Here is a 20,867-nt window from a genome sequence, read left to right on the forward strand (position 1 = left end):
TTTTTTATAAGCATCTTTACCGCTAATTATGTGAGTTATCCCATAAAATTCACATATAATATCCATTGAATCACCATTTTATATTGTTATAATATAAATTATGAAGTCCAAAATATAATAATATTCCAGGAAGGATGTATTTAATAATGGATAAGCTTTTAAAGTTTTCAGTGGTTGGTGTACTTAACACATTAATTACCTTTATTATTTATAATTTATTAATATATATAAACGTTAATTACTTAATTGCTAATGCCATTGGTTATGTTGCAGGAACCATAAATGGCTTTATTTTAAGTAGTAACTTTGTATTTAAGAAAAAAGCATCTGTGGATACAGGCGTAAAATTTCTAATAACCAATGTTATATCGTTTATAATTAATAGTTCCACTCTTTGGTTCTTTGTTCACTTACTTGGTGCAAATAAAACACTCGCTCAAATACCTGCTATCATTTTGGGTTTTGCAGCCAATTTTATAATTAATAAGATATGGACATTTAAATAATAAACTAAACTCCGAAGCACAATACTTAGGCTTCGGAGTTTATACTATTCAATGACCTTTATTTCATTTTCAGATGCTACTATAGCTTTTGTCACAACATTTACAAATAATGAAGTTTCTACAACCCCTCTTATATCTTTTAAAGCTTTATCTAAGCTTTCAATGTTATTAACATTTTTAAAATTTACGTCAAGTAAAAGGTTTCCGTTATCTGTTATTACAAAACCATCCTTTTCTTTTGAACTTCTAAGCTTAGGTGCTCCACCAATTTTCTTTACCTCGTCAATTATATAACTCAGTGCTTCTTCTATTATTTCTAATACTACTGGTACTTTAAAAGTAAGTGTATTAGAAAATTTACTTTCATCAACTAAGAGTATATAGTTTTTCGCCATAGTTCCAATTAGTTTCTCTTTTGTATGAACCCCACCTCCACTTTTAAGTGCATTTAATTTTGCATCTACCTCATCGCATCCATCAAAGGCTACATCAATACTACTTACAAGTGAAGTATCTAATACATTTAATCCTTTCTCATGACATAATAACTTAGTCGAACGAGAGGGAGTCACGATTCTCACATCAAATCCATTCTTTACCTCATCGCTTAAATAATCCACAAGATATGCTACGCTCCCTCCTGCTCCTAATCCAACTATCATTCCATCCTTTATATAACCTAATGCCCTTTTAGCACTCTCTTTTTTTAATTCATTAGCATCCATAAATACCCCCAAATAATTAACTAAATTTTACCCATGCTTTTTTATTATTACTTTCCTCTACTAGTTCTATAATTCTTATAGTATTTCTAGCCTCTTGTGGTTTTACAATTATATCTTCTTCACCAATTATTGTTCTATATATATTTTCATATAATGCTCTATAATCTCCGCTTTCACTTTCAACTTTTCCTCTAAAATTAAGTCCGTTAAGCTCAGTATTTAGTGTCCCCCATAGTTCTTGCGATTCTTTTCCCCATTCTTGGGTATACTTTGGTATTAAATCTTTTCTTAAGTTTCCTTCTTGTACATCCATACCGTACTTAACAAAACTTCCCTTATTCCCATATAAAACAAAATGTGGACTATCTTCTTTTACTAGCATTCCTGCCTTTAATGTAACCTTTAAATTAGGATACTTTAATATTACTTCAAAATTATCTATTGTCTCTCCACCTTTTCTTTGTATGTTCAAGTCTCCAAAGACTTCCTCTGGAAGCCCAAATAAGTCTTGAGCTTGATCTATTAAATGAGAACCTAAATCATAAAGTATTCCTGCTCCTGGAGTATTCTGTTCTCTCCAAGCATTTTCCTTAAAAAAGTTTCTAAATCTATCATAATGAGCTTCATATTCTGCAAGTTCTCCTAGTATCCCACCATTAATTACTCTCTTTATAGTCTTAAAATCACTATCCCATCTTCTATTATGATGAACAGTCAAGAGTTTATTCTTTTCCTTAGCCAATTGGATTAGCTTATCAGCCTCTTCTGAAGTTACTGTAAACGGCTTCTCTACAAGTACATTTTTCCCAGCTTCTAATGCTCTTTTTGCAAGTTCATAATGGGCTGTATTAGGCGTTGCTACTATAACTAAATCTATATTTCCATCATTATATATTTCATCAATATTAGTAGTAAATAAAACGTCTTTATATTTAGAATTTATTTTTTCTTCATTCTCTACTCTTCCATCATATATTTTATATAACCTTAACCCGTCTACGCTATATACCATAGGTGCATGAAATACTTGCCCTGCAACCCCATAACCAATCAACCCTACATTTACTGTTTTACTCATATTAATCCTCTCCTTTTCATACTAGACTATGATAGTGTTCACATTATGTTTCTTTAAAATACCTAACTTTTCTTTTGTTATATCTTTATCTGTAATTACCATATAAACATCATCGAGTTCTACAACAGGAGTAGCTCCTATATTATCAAATTTCGATGAATCAGCTAAAACAATGGTTTTTTCTGCTCTTTTGCACATTTCCTTTCCAACTTCAGCTCTAAAAAAATCTCCGCAGGTAAAACCTAACTTTTCAGAGAAACCATCCATTCCTATAAAAGCCTTATTAACTGCAATTCTACTTAAACTTAAATTTGTAAGTGGACCTACCATTGCTTCTGAATCTTTTTGTAATTCTCCGCCTAATAATGTTACCTTAACTTGAAGGATGTCTTTAAGCATATAGGTAATATATAGAGAATTAGTTATTATATGAACGCCTGATTTTTTTGAAACTTCTTTTGCTAACACCGTATTTGTAGAACTTGCTTCTAATAATATAGTCTCACCAGGTAGGACTAACTTTGAGGCTTCTTGTGCTATTCTTTGCTTCTCATTTTGTCTAAATAATAGTCTTTTTTCAATAGAGCTTGAAGCCATTTGCACTGCTCCACCATGGGTCCTTTTTAATACCCCTTCTTCTTCTAATGCAGAAAGATCTTTTCTTATTGTAACCTCTGATACCCCAAGAATATTTGATAATTCTTTTACTGATACCTTTGGTTCTATTGAAATTATATTAAATATTTCGCTTCTTCTTTCATTCAAAATAACATCACCTCACTTGGCTATATTTTTAATATAATTATACACTCTCTTTCAAATGAAATCAATATTGTTTCATTTGAAATCAGTTAATAAAAAAATCCCTGAGAGACTCCACCATATTGAGGTGAATTCTCAGGGATTAATTTGACATATTTATTAAATTCTATAGTCCTAATAAACCTATAGCATATCCGATGATACCTAAAGCAAATAGTCCAAATATAAGTGTTATTGGGCTTACTTTCTTTCTTAACAATCTCATGCAAAGGAAAGTTAATCCTAATGCTAGTAATCCAGGTAATAATGAATCCAAAACACTTTGTACAGTTGTAGTAACTTCTTTACCTTGAGCGTTAGTTACAGTTGAAAGTACAAACGGAACTTTTATTGAAGTCCATCTAGCAACTAATGCACCCATAATGAATAATCCAAGGATTGAAGCTCCTTCTGTTAATTTTTGAAGTTTGTTTCCAGCTAAATCTTTAACGATATTAGCTCCAACTTTATATCCATAGAATTGAGTAGTCCATCTGAATCCTAAACGAATTACATTCCATAATACGAAGAATAATATTGGTCCTAATACACTACCACCAGTTGCTATAGAAGCACCTAATGCTGCAAGAACAGGTCTTAGTGTACCCCAGAATATTGGGTCACCAACTCCAGCTAAAGGTCCCATTAAACCAACCTTAACTCCATTGATAGCTCCATTATCTATGTCAGCTCCATTAGCTCTTTGTTCTTCCATTGCACATGTAACTCCTAATATAGGTGCAGTTACATAAGGATGAGTATTGAAGAATTCAAGATGTCTCTTTAAAGCATCTACTTGTTCTTCTTTAGTTGTATATAATTTCTTAAGAACTGGATTCATTGCATATGCATATCCTATAGCTTGCATTCTTTCAAAGTTCCAAGAACCTTGGTGGAAGTTTGAACGAAGGAATACACTTACTAGGTCTTTTCTAGTTAATTTTTTTTGTTCACTCATTGCTATTTCCTCCTCTTTACTAATCTAATACGTCGTCATCTAGATCGTCAGATGCTGCGCCTGCTGAAGTTACTACACCATTATATTTTGGTGATAATTGTAGGTAAAGGATAGCTAATATAGTTCCTAATATACCTAAAGCAACTAGGTTATAAGTTGAGAATGAAGCAACTACGAATCCTAAGAAGAACATAGGCATTAAGTGTTTTGCTCCCATCATATTGATAACCATTGCGTATCCAACTACAACTATGAATCCACCAGCAACTTGAAGTCCTTTTGTAACAACGTCTGGAATAGCGTTTAACATATTGTTAACTTGATCTGTTCCTGCAAACATTGCAACTATTAAAACTGGAATAGCTACACGAAGTGCTTGAATTACTAAACCACCTAAGTGACAAAGATCTACTCCTGTAAAGTTTGCTTGTTCAGCATACTTGTCTGCTCTATGTTGTAAACCAACTGATAATGTTCTTGCGAATATTGTTAAAACCTGTCCTGCTGCTGCTAGAGGGATTGCAATTGCTATTCCTTCTGCAACTGTTTGATGTGAAACGATTACTAGGATTGTAGAAATACAGCTGGCAATTGCTGCATCTGGTGCCATTGCTGCTCCTATATTCATCCATCCTAAAGCCATAAGTTCTAAAGTACCGCCTAATATAATACCTGTTTTGATATCTCCTAAAATAAGTCCTATAATTGTACATGATATTAATGGTCTGTGTGTTTGGAATTCATCTAGTACTGATCCAATACCAGAAATAGATGCCCAAATTACAACTAATATAATTTGTAATGCGTTCATTGTTTATTCCTCCCTTTTAATAAGAATTTTATAATGGCAATTTATCTTTTAATAGAACCTTAGAGTCTGATGCAACAACTCTTATTTCTAATTCTATTCCTCTTTTATTAAGTTCTTTGAATGCATTCTCATCTTGTTCATTTACAGAAATAGTTCCAGTAACCTGTCTTTTACCTTCTTTAAATGACATTCCACCGATGTTAACTGATTCAATCTTAACTCCACCTTCTACTAATCTTAATACGTCAGTAGGGTTTGTGAATAATAACAATGCTTTAAAATCATTCTTTGGATTATTATATACTCTAATGGCTTTTTCAATATTTAGTACGTGTGCTTTTATTCCTGGAGGAGCAACTTGCACTAATAAAGTACTTCTTAACTCATCCTTTGCCACCTCATCACTTACTACTATTATTCTTTCACAGCCAGAAACTTTAGACCAAACTGTAGCTACTTGACCATGTATTAATCTGTCATCAATTCTTGCTAATACAATTTTCATTTATAATACCTCCTCATCATCTAGGTCGTTATTTTTATTTATTGCAAGACCTTCCTTGAAAGCCTTAACAGCATCTTTACCTGCATTTTGTGCAGCTTTAACTACTTCTTCAAAATCAGACATCATTCTAGCTCCATATACTTCAAGAAGCATTGGTAGATTTACACCTGTAACTATATCCATCTTTTCATTTGCTATAGCTAAGGTACTTGCAGCATTAAATGGACTTCCTCCAAATAAATCTACTAGGAATAAAACTCCCTCATTTGTATCTAACTTTTCAATAGCTTCATTATATTTTCTTATTAAATCTTCAGTGCCTTCACCTGGTACGAAGGTTACATACTCTACATTTTCTTGTTTTCCAAAAATCATTTCTGAGGATTTCACAACCTCTTCAGAAAATTTACCATGTGTTGCAACTATTACTGCTGTCATTTAAACTCCTCCTTTAATATTTCCGTTGGTTTTTTCTGACACTATATCTTATAGCAAGTATCATGCCAAAAAAAGTGTATCAATGAATGTAAGCCATTTCATTGATAATATTTTTATTTTCTGATACTTTAATTAATTTTATTCTGCATTTTTGATACACTTTACTTATTGTTTTGATACAGTATTAAACTTATTTTTGATACAGTATCAAATTATTTCACAAATATGATACACTTCATCTTTTGACAGTTTAATATTAATACTTTTTTGGAATATTTCAGCAGCACTTTCAATTGCCATTACACTTTCTTCTGCAAAATTCTCTTCTCCTCTATAGATTAAGCCTTGTTTTTGCACCATTCTTTCCAATGCACAAGCTACATGGACAATCAATCTCAGTTGTTCACCATTGTTATATCTTTTATTCAACTGCTTTTCTAATACACTTATAAACTCCATAAGGAGTCCAATAACTTTTTTAGGATTTAGAAAGGTTAAATATTCTTCCAAACTTTCTTCACACAATTCTCTTACAACTAAATTCCTACTTTCTTCTTCTTCAACTTCAACTCCTGATATAATTCCTCGAAGTACATTAGCTCCATTTCCTCCAATGAATGATTCTAGAGATATAAACGGAATTTCTTGAGAAACATTTTTAACTCCAACTATTGCAAGAACTTTCTTATTCCCCTGCAGATACTTTACTTTCTCTTCGGCTCCTCTTATTCCAATAGGTATTACCTCGATATTTTCCACTGTTATATCATCTATGATATTTTTAACTATTTCTTTCAATTTTTCAGCGGTCCCTTGTCCTGAAGAACATATAGTTATTACTGCTTTATCCAGACTATCACTTTTGTTATCCTCAATATTAGAGTAACCCGAGAAATCCCTTAATGAATAATAGATTTCATCTAGTTCCTCTGAAAATAAATGTCCCTTTCTGACAGCTTCTATAACCAAAGGCGTAGTTACCATTTCTAACGTTCTAGTTTTAATATTTGTTTTTTCTTGTATTATCTTTCCGAAAGTAGCTAGAGATCCCATATCCACCATTAGAAGAACTCCTTTGCCTTGATCCATTTCAATTACTTTTTCTGTCACATCTTCTAAAATACTTTGGGGACTAACATCTAGCGGCATATCTACAGCATCTATCGGACCTTCTTTTCCTAATAAATCAATTGCGACATTTACCATACTTAAGGCGGTACTACTCCCATGAGCCACAACCAGAATAGCAACTTTATCATCTTTTCCGACAGTATTTTCTTCCTCTAAATTCACTAATAGTATAGCCAAATATTCAATTTCTATTTTAGGAACTTTTACCTTAAACTTTTTTTCAATCTTTAAAGCTATTTTTTCAGCTACTTCATATTCATCACTTTTTTCATTTATCACATATCCCATTCTTTCTATTTTCTCTTTTGTAAGATTATCATCTGCTCTCTGTTTTAAAAATACGCTTAAATGAAGACTCATTGCATAAGTAAATCTCTCACCATATTTGATATCCAAACTTTTTTCAGTGTATTCTTTGATATGCTTTACAAATTCAAAGATTTCATTATCCACTACTGATAATAACTTTTCTTTTACAGTACTATCTTTTCTTATCTTCTTATAGAAAGTTTTAAGTTGAGCATCAATATCCTTCATAACTAAGTCATGAATAACTTCTTTATTCATTCCTTCATTTGTTAATATAGCCGATTTATCCTTAATTATTTTATATAAATTAAATGGTAATTCATAATCATCATTTTGAAGCAAGTTAACTTCACCTTGTGGGCTTACTACAACTTTTTTATCAAGAACTTGAGATAACTCTTCAAATTCTCTTCTATTATTAGATATCGCAAATAGACCTTTTTGAATACTCTCTGGAATATCATTCAGGTCTATTCTTATAGTCTCTTTAGTATCCAATGAATTCAAAAACGCAGTAGCGCATATCAACTGAATATTAGATTTTAACTTTCCTATGTTTCCCATATAGGAACTACCTATTAATGCTTTTATTACTTCCCTAGAAACACTAATGTTTTTATCAACTCTGCTTGCCTCTGCTGTAAACATATGCTTTATTAATTGAACTCTTTCTTCTAGCGGACGTTGTTGTAATGAAGGAATAGTAATAGTTACAGGAATTCTTCTTAAGAAGGTTGCTAACAATGAAGACTTTGGATCTTCAGTTGTTGCTCCAATAATCAATACATTAGCTTCTCTTTTTCTTTCATTTTCACCAAGTTTATTAAACGTTCCTGTATCCATAAAATAAAATATCATTTCTTGTCCTTCTGGACTTAGTCTATGAATTTCATCAAGAAACAAAATTCCTCCATTTGCCTTTTGAACAATCCCATCTCTTTCGGTATCTGCACCAGTAAATGCTCCTTTTGTATGTCCAAATATATGAGATAAAAGCAGTTGAGGATTATTCCCATAGTCAGCACAATTAAATACTATAAAAGGTGCATCCTCTCTATATTTACCTGAGAACTTAGCATAGTTAAACATCATATTAGCAAATAAAGTTTTACCAACACCAGTTTCACCTAAGATCAAAGTATGTAATCCATTTGGTGGATACATTATTGCTGCTTTAGATTGATTAATAGCTTGTTTCAAACTACCATCTGCCCCTATCAGATAATCAAATGGAGACGATATCACATTGCTTTCATTATCAAAAAGATTGTAAACATCTCTAATCTCTAATTGCTTTTCCTTTATGTTAAGGTTGAGCATTTCTTCAAGCCTCTTTTTGCTAAAGTATCTAACAGGTCTCTCTTTTATTTTTATAACCAAATCTTGTTTATGCAGTTCATTAAGTTCTTTACTTACATTATTCCTAAGTATCCCTAATTTTTCCGATATCTCTATAGCAGAAAAACCTTTTATTCTCTTAAAATCTTCAATTGTATAGGCTTTAGATTCTTCTAAAATATAATTATATATTTTGTCAATTCTTTTCATATTTATTCTCATCACTTCCCATCATTTTTATAATTCCTTAACATTTTAAAATCCATCCTCATCATTTCATCATGCAAACCCTACATCTAACTAATAGTTTTGTGAACAAAATTTATAAAATTAAATTAGCCTATACTTTAAAATAATACTGTATCTAAAAAAAAAGTAAATCTTAAATTTCTCATTTAAGATTTACTTTCTACAATAAATAAATATATAACATATTTTCAACTTCATTTTTTACATAACTTATTACATAAATAACCATATTATAACAACTATTCTACTCATTATATTCATTTACTAATCTTTGAACAAGTTTCTTAATAACACTAGCCTGTGCTATTAGGGAAATAACTTGTAAAAATAATTTAATTCTTTCTTCATCCTTTTCTTCTAAATTTAAATCTTTTATAATACCATCCAATTTAGAATCTTTTAGTAATGGCCCTGTAATCAACTCATTAAAACTTTCTTTTTGAATATCTGAGAAAATCTTATAAGCATCCTCCCAAGAAATAATATCATCTGTTCTTACATTTATTTCATTAAATGCTAACTTAAATACTTTTTTAATCTCCTCTGTTGTTAAAACTGGTCTCATATAGCTTAGTAGAACAAGCTGTGCTAAATGTACTTTTGTATATCCTCTTTTCTTACCATCTTCTGGTTTAGATATTACTTCACTTTTAACATAATTTTGTACTATATTGTTTGTATATTTATCTTCAGTAAATTTATCATTTAAGTAGTCTATAACCTGTGATAAAAACAAATCATATTTAGGGAACTCTTCATAAGAAACCATATTGTTTTTTGACATCTCCTGAGCTAATGACATCATATACTGATCATCATATTTGTTACTATTCATATAAACACCTCGATTTTATAATTATCTCCACTTTCAATTTTATTATATAGTAATGCTAAACCCTTTACAAGTTATCACATATTTTTTAATATTTTATTAATTTACTAACCTATTAGAAAATAATACCTGAAAGGGTAATCCACATTTTTTCACAGGTTATCAACATATATTGTGGATAAGTTTATGAAAAATGTGGATTTATTTTTATAAATTTTAGAATTATCCACATTATTAACATTTTAGCTGTTATTAACTTGTTTATTATCTGTGGAATTCATGTGACTAATTATTTCATATTATTACATACAAAATATTACCTTTAAATATTATAATATTCATATTATAACTACAACTTTTTTCTTTTTTATGTTGATATTTATTTAAATTTTATTTTTAGTAAAATGTATTTAATATTAAGGTATTTATTGTCAATAATTTTTAATGAATTATTACTAAATATTTTCATTTTTTTCTTTTATAACAAATTTAAAAAATATATCGCATTAGTTTTTAGGCAAAAATATAATCGAAATTCATATATATGATATTTCATGGATATAACTATAATAATTCGACAATGTTTTTCTTCTTATTGTAAAATGGTTACATTTTTTTCATCATCACCGTTTACCCCACACCTTCTATGTTATACTCTATGAAAATCGCTTAACATAGCGATTTAGCGGCATTATTTCAATTACGACTCTTTTTCCTAATATCATTATTATTGACATTTTTTAGTAAAATACACTATTGACATTTCAATTAAATGGTATTATATTTATATTAGATGCTAATTAAGTAAGAAATTTGTAATTTGAGCGAATTTAATACAGAAAAGTATTGACTTTAAATTACAACTTTGCTAGTATTAAGTAGAAATATGTCGAAGGATGTAAAATGAGGAGGAAAAATTATGAAATCAACAGGTGTAGTAAGAAGAGTAGATGAATTAGGAAGAATCGTTATCCCAATAGAGTTAAGAAGAACTCTTGATATTGCGGAAAAAGATGCTTTAGAAATATATGTTGATGGTGAACAAATTATATTAAAGAAATATGAACCAGCTTGCATATTCTGTGGTGATGCAAGAGATGTTGTTAACTACAAAGGTAAAAACATCTGCAAAAATTGTTTAGCAGAATTAAAAAAGTAAGATAGTTTGTTTATCTTTCAATCTCTCCACACAAACTCTTTTCCCCAAGAGTTTGTGATATTAAAGCACTTCTTCCCCAGAAGTGCTTTTTAATCTTATATTCCAACTCCATATTTATATACTTCAGATTTAGTTAAGCCTCTTTCCTTAGCAACTTTTTTTATGGCTTCCTTCTTATCCAAACCTTCATCTATAAATTTAATTATATGTTCTTCTATAGTCAGATTTTCCCACTTAGCTTTAGCTTCTTCTACCAATTCCTGCTCACTTTTCCCACTTAAAACTAATACAAATTCCCCTTTAATACTATTGCTTGAAAAATACTCTATCACTTCTTCCAATTTGCCCCTTACAAAAGTTTCATGCAATTTAGTCAACTCTTTACATACTGATATTTCTCTGTTCCCAAAGGATTCTCTTAAAAACTTTAATGTTTCTAATAATCTATGTGGCGCTTCATAAAAAATCAGAGTATCTCGGTATTCTTTTATCTCTTCAACTAATTCTCTTCTATCTTTTGTTTCTCGTGGCAGAAATCCCCTAAAGGAAAATTTAGTTGTATCTAAACCAGATGCTACAAGCGCAGTTATTATCGCCGTAGCTCCTGGAAGAACTTCAAACTCCACACCTTCTTCGATACATTTTCTTATAATAACACTTCCTGGATCGGATATTCCTGGTGATCCTGCATCACTTACAAGTGCAATGGTTTCACCCATGCTAATTCTTTTAATTATTTCTTCTGATTTACCCATTTCATTATGTTGATGATAACTTATTAAATTTTTCTTTATATTATAATGATTTAATAGCTTAATTGTCTGTCTTGTATCTTCTGCTGCAATTGTATCAACTAATTCCAATGTTTCTAGTGCTCTTAGCGTTATATCTTTAAGATTTCCAATAGGGGTTGGTACAATATATAACTTACCCATTACTACCTTCTCCTTTCCCTCTACCATATATTTTATCTATTTCCTCTGTATATCTTCCATCTTCTCCATAAACATATAATGGTTCTTCCCATTTAAGAAAAGCCCCTCCATCTCTTTGACCTTCAATTAAAACAATATTGGGCGGCTTTTTTGTATTGGGATGAATCATTTGTATTCTTTTAGGCTCTATTTTATATTTTCTCATTAGACAAAGAATATCCGCTAACCTCTCCGGCCTATGTACCATGCATAATCTTCCATTATCTTTTAATAGTATCCTAGATGCAATTATAACATCTTCTAAATTGCATAAGATTTCATGTCTGGCTATTGCCAACCTATCATTAGGATTTATAATTCCTGATGAGTTTAATTTATATGGCGGATTCACTGTTACAATATCAGCTTTATCTATTTTCTTCAGTAGATTTATATCTTTTAAATCCCCAGTCATAAAATTAACCTGTTCATTAAGTTTATTTATTTCTACACTTCTATTAGCCATTTCCACGAATTCTTCTTGAATCTCTATTCCTAAGACTGTTTTAGGATTCTTTTTTCCTTTTATTAAAAATGGCACTATACCAGTTCCTGTACACAAATCAATAACTCTGCTATTTTTTCTTACATTAGCGAAATTAGCCAAAAGCACGGCATCGATACCAAACCTAAAAGCATTCTGCTTTTGAATTAACATAAGCCCATTTAATTGCAGATCATCTAACGTTTCATCATTCATTAGCAATGCATTATAATTCACAAAATCACACTCCATTATTTAACTACCTTTATATTATAGTTATAGGTATTCAAAACATCAATGTTTTAACAAATTAAAAAGGCGTCTCAAAGGTCTCCCTTTAGATACGCCATTTAATCAATTTTATTAAATTCTTCTAGCTGTTACAAAATGATATATAGGTCCAACGATAACGCCTACACCTGGCATAGATGCATGAAGCATTTGGCCTCCACCTACATAGATACCAACATGTCCAATTCCATTCGTGAATACTATATCTCCAGGTTGTAAATCACCATATGAAACTGGTGAACCAACATTAACTTGATCATATGTTGTTCTAGGTAAATTAATACCGAAATGTCTATAAACATATTGAACTAGTCCTGAGCAGTCAAATGCATCCGGTCCAGTTGCTCCCCATACATAAGGTCTTCCTATAAAGTTATAGCCATATGAAACAATTGCAGAACTTGATGCTGTTGGAGTACTTCCGCCACCTCTGCTTGGAGTATAGTTACTGGCAGCTTGTTTTTGTTTCACTAAAGTTTTAGCTTTTTCAATTAAATCTACTATTGCTTTATCAGATGCATCAGTCTTAACTTGCTTTGCATTTCTGATTCCTCTTAATGCGGAAATTGCATTATTCAAATCATCAACAGAACTTCCTGAATTATTAATTATATCAGCAAATGGTTGATATAATTGTTTTTCACTTGCCATAAGAGATGATTTTGCACTATTTGCTTGAGCTTGTACTTGTTTTACAACTACCATCTGTTCATCTTTTTTACTATTTAATTCAACTAACTTAACTTGATTATCTGCATTTAATTTTTTAAGTTGTTCAGTCTTATTCTCTAGGTCAGCAATCTTATCATCATACTCTTTCTTTTTAGAGCTTAAATCATCAATAATCTTTTTATCTAAACTCATTAACTTCCCAATTGCTTCAGCTTTAGCAACAAAATCACCTAAGCTATTAGAACTAAGTAATACAGCAATATAACTGCTTTCTCCACCAGACTTATAGATTTCTCTCATTCTGGTTCCAAATACTTTTTCCTTTTCCTCTAAGTCCTTTTTTGTGGATTCGATTTCTTTTTTATTTTTATCAATCTGATTTTGAGTATTCTTAATTTCTTTATTATTTTTATCTACTTCAGCTTGTATAGGTTCTATTTCAGCCTCTATTGCATAAACTTTACTTGTTAATTCGTCTAATTTATTTGAAATATCTGAATACGTCGCATTTTTGTCATTTAATTCTTGTTGTTGTTTATCAGTCAAAGGTACTGCTAATGCTTGTACACCCGTTCCTAACACTAGTGTTGCTGTCAATAGAACAGAAATAACCTTTCTTTTCATATCACCATAATGGTATTATTGACAAGTCAATAACTACCACTTCCCCCTTTCGTCTTTTAAACGTCATTGTAATTATACCATTTTTCCAAATTCACCTCAATGTTAATATATTACATTTTTCATTAAATATATTAATTTATTTACTTATTTTAACATTTTCCTTTTATTATTAACTTTTTATAAACAACGTTTTATTTTATTTTTCAACATAAAAGGATGTTAAAGTTAATATTATATAAATTAACTCTAACATCCTCATTCACACTATATTAAGTATATTTATCTCACTCTTCTTGCAGTGACAAAATGATATATAGGTCCTTGGATAACACCTACTCCAGGCATTGAAGCATGTATCATCTGTCCTCCACCCACATAAATTCCAACGTGTCCATTACCGTTGGTGAATACTAAGTCACCAGCTTGTAATTCTGAATAACTTACTGGTGTACCACAATTAACTTGACCCCAAGTAGTTCTTGGTAAATCTACTCCAAAATGTCTATATACATATTGAACAAGGCCAGAACAGTCAAAACTATCTGGGGGATTCCCTGGACTTGCATACGTATGCCAAAGAAATTGAGATGCATAACTTACTACATCTAAATTACTACCTGATATTCCACCTCTATTTATCGGATTATCTTGTACACAATTTCCTGTTGCAATTCTGCTTTTTGCTATGTTAATTAGATTTGCAATTTCACTATCAACTTCAGGAGTTTTAATATTTTTTCTAATATTCTTTAGAATGTCAATCACATTACTTAGTTCAGATTCCTTACTGGTAGGACTATTTACAACTGGTTCGTATGCTTTATATTCAAGTCTTTCCAGTGGCGCTAAATCTTTAGCTATTATCTCCATTTTACCTTTTACTTCATCTACGTAAACATTTTGTTCATCTTGTTTCTTACTAAGTTCATCAACCTTAACCTGATTATTCTTATTTAATTTTTCAAGTTCCTTATTTTTATCTTCCATTTCATCTATTTTGCTAGCACACTCTGCCTTTTTATCATTTAGTTCATCTATTATTTTTTTGTCCATAGACATTAGTTTACTTATAGCTTCTGCCTTAGAGATAAAATCTCCTATGCTTTTAGCATTAAGTAATACTACAATATAACTTTTCTCTCCTCCCGATTTATACAACTGTCTTAATCTTGCTCCAAAACTCTTTTCTTTTATTTCTAAGTCATTTTTGGTTTTTTCAATATCCTTGTTTAATTTATCAATTTCATTTTTGATATTTGATATTTCACTGTTGTTTTTATCAATATCAACTTGAATAACTTGTATATTTTTCACTATTTCATCTACCTTGTTTTGAAGTTCATTAAGTTCATCTTGTTCCTTTGAATATTGGGAGTAAGATTCATCATATTGTTGTTGTTGCTCTTTTGTAAATATCGGTTCAGCAAATACTGGCGTATTACCACCTATTAAAAACGCAGCAGTAATCAATAACGTAATACTCTTTCTATTTGAAAAGATACTGTGCTTTTTATTATTAAACATGCTAAAACCTCCTTTCACTTCCTATTGTTATATTATACCATTTATTATATATTTATCCAATGATTACATAATATTAAATTTAGTAAATTTGTCCATAATATTTATAAAGGCATTTTTTTCAATAATCAATGCTAATACTAATCTTGATTAGTAAAAATATTCGTATTACAATATTACTATGCTTAAAATAAGCTATTTATAATTAATTTAGCTCTGGGTTTTAAATATTAAACTAAATTTATAACTTTAGGCTCCTTTATATGTAGGGGCTCTGCCTAATATCTATAATTTAAGTAGTTAAAATTGAAACCTTGTATTAAGGGAGGATATTAAACTTGTATAAATTCACAGAAGTTCAAGAAAGTGATATTAATGATTTTAATAAAATAGATCCAAAGGGTCATATTTTTCAAACTTCATATTGGAGTTTAGTTAAAAAAGATTGGTCCCATAAGTTTATATGTGGCTATGATTCAGAAGATAATAAAGTATTGGCAACTACTCTACTTCTAAGGAAAATTCCATATATAAATAAGTACATGGCTTATGCTCCAAGAGGCTTTGTTTGCGATTTTACAAACAAAGAGCTTTTAGCTGAATTCACAGAATTTTTAAGAAGCTATTCAAAAATAAATAATATAGCTTTTTTGACTGTTGACCCCGACATTCATCTAATGGAAAATGAAGTGCTTCTAGATAGCGGTAACGATATAAAAAATTTCTTAAACTCATTAGGATATAAGAATACTGATTCTAAGAATTTTGAGGCTATTCAGCCAAACTTTGTTTTTAGACTTCCTCTTCCAACTGGTGAAGATAAGAATGCTATAAGAAAAGAAGTTTTCAAGAGCTTTTCTAGTAAAACAAGATATAATATAAAAGTTGCTGAGGAAAGAGGCCTTTCTGTTGAAGTATACGACAAAGATAATTTAACTGAAGAAGTCTTAGAGAGATTTCATGAGATAATGGTCACTACTGGTAAAAGAGATAATTTCATAGTTAGGCATAAAGGGTATTTTAAAGATATGATTACCGAAATATATCCTTATTGCAGGCTGTATATGGTTAAATATAGTTATGAGAATGACTTTAAAAGATTATCTGATAAATTAAAGAAGCAAGAAGAGTCACGAGAGAAAGCCTTAGCTAAGATTGAGGAACAAAAAGAAAAATTAAAAACTGAAACTGAAGAAGGTAAAATCGGTAGAATCCAAAAGAAAATTTCTGATGCAGAAAACAAGTATAAAGAATCCTTAAGACAAATTGAGGGTTTCACTCAAAAGATTGCTGATATAGAAGAGTTTAAAGGTCAGGAAATATATCTTTCTGGTTCAATTTACTTGTATTATGGTGGAAAAGCCTGGTATCTTTATGGTGCTTCAGAAAATATCTTAAGAGATACAATGCCAAACTTTGCAATGCAATGGTCTATGATTTCTGACTCAATCGATCTAGACTGCTATTTATATGACTTTAGAGGAGTTTCTGGAGACTTAAATCCTGAAAATCCACTTTATGGCCTATATAAATTTAAAAAAGGTTTTAATGGTAATTTTGTAGAGTTTATAGGTGAGTTTGACTTAGTAAATTCCAACCTTCTATATAATGCTTACAAAAAAGCTTTCCCTAAATTTAAAGAAATAAGAAATAAAATGCTTAATAATAAGCAGTAGAATATAAAAGGTTTCTAAAAATATTTTTAGAAACCTTTTTATTACTTTATGTACTTTGTTGCTATCTTCATTTGGATCATTGATGATGAAATCATAATCAATGCAAATAATATTACAAATAGAAGTGAATATTTCACAAAGAAATAATCAAGAATTCCAAAAATCATGCAAATTGAACCAACACTTAAATAAAATGTTCCTATAAATTTAATGTATGCTTTATGATTTTCTGGAGACATGCCTCCGCCTATAACTCCTGCTATTTTTTTACTTAATAATATCAGTATTCCAATAATAATAAATACTAAGCTTGCTAATATCATTATAATTGTAGTTCCCCTCATAGGTATATCCTCCTATTATTTTTTAAGATAAAGGTATTATATACACTATAACTTGAAAAGTAAAGTATTCCAAAACATTCAAATCTTTTTTTATTTTAATGTTGACATACCTCCTTAAAGTATATATAATTATCTATGTGCTTCGGGGTGTAGCGCAGATGGGAGCGCGCGTGGTTTGGGACCATGAGGTCGCAGGTTCAATCCCTGTCACCCCGACCAAAAAAAAGGAATTGCTTTTGCAATTCCTTTTTTATTATCCTATATTTCTAATCTTAGCTATTGAATTCAATATATCTTCTAAAGTTTGTTCATAGCTTTTATTTTTCTCTGTTAATGATTTATTATTATCATTTAATATATTCTTTATATTTTCTTCCTTCTTTAAGAATACATCAATAGCATTTAAGTACTTATTCATGAGATTTATTTTATTTTTTAAGTTATCCATATCTCCTGAGATTTCATTAATATATGCTCTCATCTCATCAATATTTACGCCATCATTTGTAGTATTGTCATTATTATTTTCATTATTGCTACCATTATTATTATTATTATTATTATCGTTTGGAGTATCTGGCATTGGTTCCTCCTTAACAATTGTTTTCTCCACTTCATCCATTAGGCTTAAAATCTTAATTCCATAATTATCAGAAGGTGCCCAGTTTCCTGATAAAGTTTCTACATATTTTGCTCTTCCTAACAAATATTGGAAGTGTCTCGGATCTTTAGTATCTAATTTGGGATATCCTTTTGCTCCCGCATATAATGCTAAATGATCTAGGTGAGCATGTACACCATCCTCCCATGAGGAAAACTGCGCATGGTCTTCAGGATTATCTCCCTTGGCATCACTCTTCTTAAGCCCGCAAGGATTTTTATAGTATACAGGTACTTTACCTGTATATTTTCCATAATTAGTCTCTAATGCACTTTGTGCATAGGCCACTAATGGATTAACACCTCCACACTCTTCACTAAACTTCCAATATAAATCTGCAAGAGAAATAAAAACTTCTGCTGCATTTTTATCCTTTGCCCATTGTATTGCTTGTGCTTGAATTGCTTGAGGCTTTGAAATAATTGGTGTCATAATTGTTTCATTATCACCATCCAATGGAATTTCACTTTTGCCAATATACCTTAAAAATCCATTTGCAATATTTACAGCAACTCTGTTTTTAAAAATCTCATCCTTAAGTAAGGTTTCTTCTTTTATATTACTTATAAAACATACTTCTACCAAAATAGCTGGCATATTTGTTTGCTTTAATACTGTAAAGTTAGCATATTTCACCCCTCTGTTTTTGAGCTGTAAATTGGAGACTATCTTTTCTAGAATAACTGCAGATAATTTTTCTCCTTCTCCCCCTTTGCTTAATGCGTAAATTTCAGTTCCTTCTGCAGTATCTACTTCTGCACTATTAATATGAATGCTTATAAAATATCTTGCTCCTTTTAAATTTGCAAAATTTGCCCTTTCCTCTAAAGTTACATAGCTATCATCATCCCTAGTCATCTCTACAGTGACATTCTTATTCTCCAAAAGCTCCTTAACCTTTTTTGAAATATATAGAGTGCATTCTTTCTCTTTTAATCCACTTTTACCTAGTGCTCCAGGATCTGTTCCACCATGACCAGGATCTATTACTAAATCTACCATATACCCTCCAAAAATATTAATAACAATATATAATATTTTTAGAACTATATAATTATTTCATTTTATTTTTATTTTCATCAAAAATATCATAATATTTATCTTCTTTTGATGCAGCTTTACAAAGACTCCAAAAAAGAAGTATTATAAATATATAGAATGTAACAAATAACATCATAGTTAAATATCTCCTCATTAGACATAATCTTGTTGACATAATAAACATTGTTTTTTAGGATAAAATAACTTTATACTAACTATTATTGCTATTTAGGAGGATTTTTATGAAAAAAGATTATGAACAATTATTTAAAAAATTAGTAAAGTCTTATTATGATGGAAATTTTGACGAAGTCGTAAATGAGATTTTAAATGCTTCTGAATCCGAAAAAAAGGAAGCAATGTCCGTAATCTCTTCTTTGTGTGGAGTAGCGGTAAAGCAAGACGAAAACTATGTATATAACTTAAAAAGAGCAATAACTGAATACAAGATACGGGAACGTATTGTAGAAAAATTAGCTTCCTGCAATGCCAGCTGTCGAAAGGAATCTGGTGAAAAAACAAACTGCCAAAGAGTTTGCGCTTTCGATGCTATCTTAGAAGATCCTTTAACTGGCGGTACATACATAGATCAATCTCTTTGTGTCGACTGCGGAATGTGCGTTGAAGCCTGTGATAGCGGTAAATTACTAGATAGAATTGAATTTATGCCTATATTAGAACTTTTAAAGAATAATGAAAAGGTTATAGCTGCTGTGGCTCCGGCTATTTCAGGGCAATGGGGGCCAAATGTATCTCTGGATCAACTAAGAGCAGCCTTTATGAAAGCTGGATTTACAGATATGATTGAAGTAGCTTTTGCTGCAGATATGTTAACAATAAAAGAAGCTGTAGAATTTGATAAACATGTTCATAAGAAAGGTGACCTTATGATTACATCTTGTTGCTGTCCTATGTGGGTTGGAATGCTAAAAAGAGTATATCATGATTTAGTTAAAGATGTTTCACCTTCTGTTTCACCTATGATTGCTGCGGGGAGAGTATTAAAAACATTAAACCCTGATGCAAAAGTAGTCTTCATAGGCCCTTGTATCGCTAAGAAAGCTGAAAGAAATGATCCTGATATTAAGGGTTCAGTTGATTATGTTTTAACGTTCCAAGAAGTACGAGATATTTTTGATGTTCTTGAGATTAATCCAGGAGAGCTTACTGGAATACCTTCAGTAGAATACGCTTCTAGAGGCGGAAGACTTTATGCTAGAACAGGTGGTGTTTCCATCGCAGTATCTGAAGCTATAGAAGAGTTATTTCCTGAGAAACATAAATTATTAAAGACAGCTCAAGCTCACGGAGTTAAGGATTGCAAAGAAATACTAGCCAAGGCCCAAGCTGGTGAATTAGGTGATGTTAATTTTATTGAAGGTATGGGATGTATTGGTGGTTGCGTTGGTGGTCCTAAAGCAATAGTTTCTAGGGATGAAGGAAAAACAGCCGTTGATGATTTTGCTTATGATTCACCAGTTAAAATAGCTACACATAGCCCAGTTTTAGATGAAGTTTTCAAGAAAATTGGTATTGAGAAACTAGATGATTTTAGAGACGAACATAAAATTGAGATTTTCGAAAGAACATTTAGCTAACTTAATGTTATATTTTTCATTTTAAGAGAGGTCATACCTCTCTTATTTTCTTATATAAGTATGTTTTACTAATTGCGTACTTTAAGATTTTAATATACCATTAGGTCATAGGGCTTTTGATAGGAAACTTAACTTATGCTT

General features: G+C 30.6%; 20 protein-coding genes and 1 tRNA gene. 5 read left to right on the plus strand and 16 right to left on the minus strand.

The window, feature by feature from the left end; genetic code table 11:
• The first annotated feature begins 146 nt into the window (after positions 1 to 146).
• Positions 147 to 506, plus strand: a complete 360-nt coding sequence (locus L1S47_RS08075) for a GtrA family protein (protein WP_238883110.1) — start codon at positions 147 to 149, stop codon at positions 504 to 506.
• Between the two features lie 44 nt (positions 507 to 550).
• Here L1S47_RS08075 and rpiA read toward each other — a convergent pair whose 3' ends face one another.
• The 9 genes from rpiA to L1S47_RS08120 form a co-directional block, all read right to left on the minus strand.
• Positions 551 to 1,231, minus strand: a complete 681-nt coding sequence (gene rpiA, locus L1S47_RS08080) for a ribose-5-phosphate isomerase RpiA (protein WP_238883111.1) — start codon at positions 1,229 to 1,231, stop codon at positions 551 to 553.
• Positions 1,232 to 1,247: 16 nt separating this feature from the next.
• Positions 1,248 to 2,309, minus strand: coding sequence for a Gfo/Idh/MocA family oxidoreductase (locus L1S47_RS08085; protein WP_238883112.1), 1,062 nt, complete (start codon positions 2,307 to 2,309; stop codon positions 1,248 to 1,250).
• A gap of 21 nt (positions 2,310 to 2,330) precedes the next feature.
• Positions 2,331 to 3,074, minus strand: a complete 744-nt coding sequence (locus tag L1S47_RS08090; protein ID WP_238883113.1) for a DeoR/GlpR family DNA-binding transcription regulator — start codon at positions 3,072 to 3,074, stop codon at positions 2,331 to 2,333.
• Between the two features lie 163 nt (positions 3,075 to 3,237).
• Positions 3,238 to 4,068, minus strand: coding sequence for a PTS system mannose/fructose/sorbose family transporter subunit IID (locus tag L1S47_RS08095; protein WP_202766855.1), 831 nt, complete (start codon positions 4,066 to 4,068; stop codon positions 3,238 to 3,240).
• Positions 4,069 to 4,087: 19 nt separating this feature from the next.
• The gene (locus tag L1S47_RS08100) at positions 4,088 to 4,879 is read right to left on the minus strand and encodes a PTS mannose/fructose/sorbose transporter subunit IIC (protein WP_238883114.1); all 792 of its coding nucleotides are present in this window, start codon (positions 4,877 to 4,879) and stop codon (positions 4,088 to 4,090) included.
• Between the two features lie 28 nt (positions 4,880 to 4,907).
• On the minus strand, positions 4,908 to 5,384 hold the full coding sequence (locus L1S47_RS08105) for a mannose/fructose/sorbose PTS transporter subunit IIB (RefSeq protein ID WP_202766853.1): 477 nt from the start codon (positions 5,382 to 5,384) through the stop codon (positions 4,908 to 4,910).
• The gene (locus L1S47_RS08110; protein ID WP_238883115.1) at positions 5,385 to 5,822 is read right to left on the minus strand and encodes a PTS sugar transporter subunit IIA; all 438 of its coding nucleotides are present in this window, start codon (positions 5,820 to 5,822) and stop codon (positions 5,385 to 5,387) included.
• A gap of 207 nt (positions 5,823 to 6,029) precedes the next feature.
• Complete coding sequence (locus L1S47_RS08115; protein WP_238883116.1) at positions 6,030 to 8,810, minus strand: sigma 54-interacting transcriptional regulator; 2,781 nt, start codon at positions 8,808 to 8,810, stop codon at positions 6,030 to 6,032.
• Positions 8,811 to 9,093: 283 nt separating this feature from the next.
• Positions 9,094 to 9,684 (minus strand): DUF1836 domain-containing protein, encoded by a 591-nt coding sequence (locus L1S47_RS08120; protein ID WP_202766850.1) that lies wholly within the window; start codon positions 9,682 to 9,684, stop codon positions 9,094 to 9,096.
• Positions 9,685 to 10,600: 916 nt separating this feature from the next.
• Here L1S47_RS08120 and L1S47_RS08125 point away from each other — a divergent pair.
• Positions 10,601 to 10,840, plus strand: a complete 240-nt coding sequence (locus L1S47_RS08125) for an AbrB/MazE/SpoVT family DNA-binding domain-containing protein (RefSeq protein WP_024614332.1) — start codon at positions 10,601 to 10,603, stop codon at positions 10,838 to 10,840.
• A 95-nt stretch (positions 10,841 to 10,935) separates the two neighbouring features.
• Here L1S47_RS08125 and rsmI read toward each other — a convergent pair whose 3' ends face one another.
• From rsmI to L1S47_RS08145, 4 genes are all read right to left on the minus strand, one after another.
• Positions 10,936 to 11,775 (minus strand): 16S rRNA (cytidine(1402)-2'-O)-methyltransferase, encoded by an 840-nt coding sequence (gene rsmI / locus L1S47_RS08130; RefSeq protein WP_238883117.1) that lies wholly within the window; start codon positions 11,773 to 11,775, stop codon positions 10,936 to 10,938.
• Positions 11,768 to 12,514 carry a tRNA1(Val) (adenine(37)-N6)-methyltransferase gene (locus L1S47_RS08135; RefSeq protein WP_238883132.1) on the minus strand — a complete coding sequence of 249 codons (747 nt, stop codon included), beginning with the start codon at positions 12,512 to 12,514 and terminating at the stop codon, positions 11,768 to 11,770. Before L1S47_RS08135 ends, rsmI begins: the two co-directional genes overlap by 8 nt.
• A gap of 147 nt (positions 12,515 to 12,661) precedes the next feature.
• Complete coding sequence (locus L1S47_RS08140; RefSeq protein ID WP_238883118.1) at positions 12,662 to 13,885, minus strand: C40 family peptidase; 1,224 nt, start codon at positions 13,883 to 13,885, stop codon at positions 12,662 to 12,664.
• A 279-nt stretch (positions 13,886 to 14,164) separates the two neighbouring features.
• Complete coding sequence (locus tag L1S47_RS08145) at positions 14,165 to 15,409, minus strand: C40 family peptidase (protein WP_238883119.1); 1,245 nt, start codon at positions 15,407 to 15,409, stop codon at positions 14,165 to 14,167.
• Between the two features lie 335 nt (positions 15,410 to 15,744).
• On the opposite strand from L1S47_RS08145, the gene L1S47_RS08150 reads away from it, so the two are divergent.
• Entirely contained in the window at positions 15,745 to 17,082 is a 1,338-nt protein-coding gene (locus tag L1S47_RS08150; RefSeq protein ID WP_238883120.1) for a peptidoglycan bridge formation glycyltransferase FemA/FemB family protein, read from the plus strand.
• Positions 17,083 to 17,123: 41 nt separating this feature from the next.
• Here L1S47_RS08150 and L1S47_RS08155 read toward each other — a convergent pair whose 3' ends face one another.
• Positions 17,124 to 17,426, minus strand: coding sequence for a hypothetical protein (locus tag L1S47_RS08155; protein WP_238883121.1), 303 nt, complete (start codon positions 17,424 to 17,426; stop codon positions 17,124 to 17,126).
• A 143-nt stretch (positions 17,427 to 17,569) separates the two neighbouring features.
• On the opposite strand from L1S47_RS08155, the gene L1S47_RS08160 reads away from it, so the two are divergent.
• A tRNA-Pro gene (locus L1S47_RS08160) sits at positions 17,570 to 17,645 on the plus strand.
• 34 nt (positions 17,646 to 17,679) lie between these two features.
• Here L1S47_RS08160 and L1S47_RS08165 read toward each other — a convergent pair.
• On the minus strand, positions 17,680 to 19,089 hold the full coding sequence (locus L1S47_RS08165) for an N-acetylmuramoyl-L-alanine amidase (protein ID WP_238883122.1): 1,410 nt from the start codon (positions 19,087 to 19,089) through the stop codon (positions 17,680 to 17,682).
• A 52-nt stretch (positions 19,090 to 19,141) separates the two neighbouring features.
• Positions 19,142 to 19,264: a hypothetical protein gene (locus tag L1S47_RS20580; RefSeq protein WP_275297799.1), complete on the minus strand. Its 123-nt coding sequence runs from the start codon at positions 19,262 to 19,264 to the stop codon at positions 19,142 to 19,144.
• A 106-nt stretch (positions 19,265 to 19,370) separates the two neighbouring features.
• Here L1S47_RS20580 and L1S47_RS08170 point away from each other — a divergent pair, with 106 nt between their 5' ends.
• Positions 19,371 to 20,726, plus strand: coding sequence for a [Fe-Fe] hydrogenase large subunit C-terminal domain-containing protein (locus L1S47_RS08170; protein WP_238883123.1), 1,356 nt, complete (start codon positions 19,371 to 19,373; stop codon positions 20,724 to 20,726).
• The last annotated feature ends 141 nt before the right edge of the window (positions 20,727 to 20,867 follow it).

The sequence above is a fragment of the Clostridium sp. YIM B02551 genome, assembly GCF_022324735.1.
GTDB classification, from domain to species: Bacteria; Bacillota; Clostridia; order Clostridiales; family Clostridiaceae; genus Clostridium_T; species Clostridium_T paridis.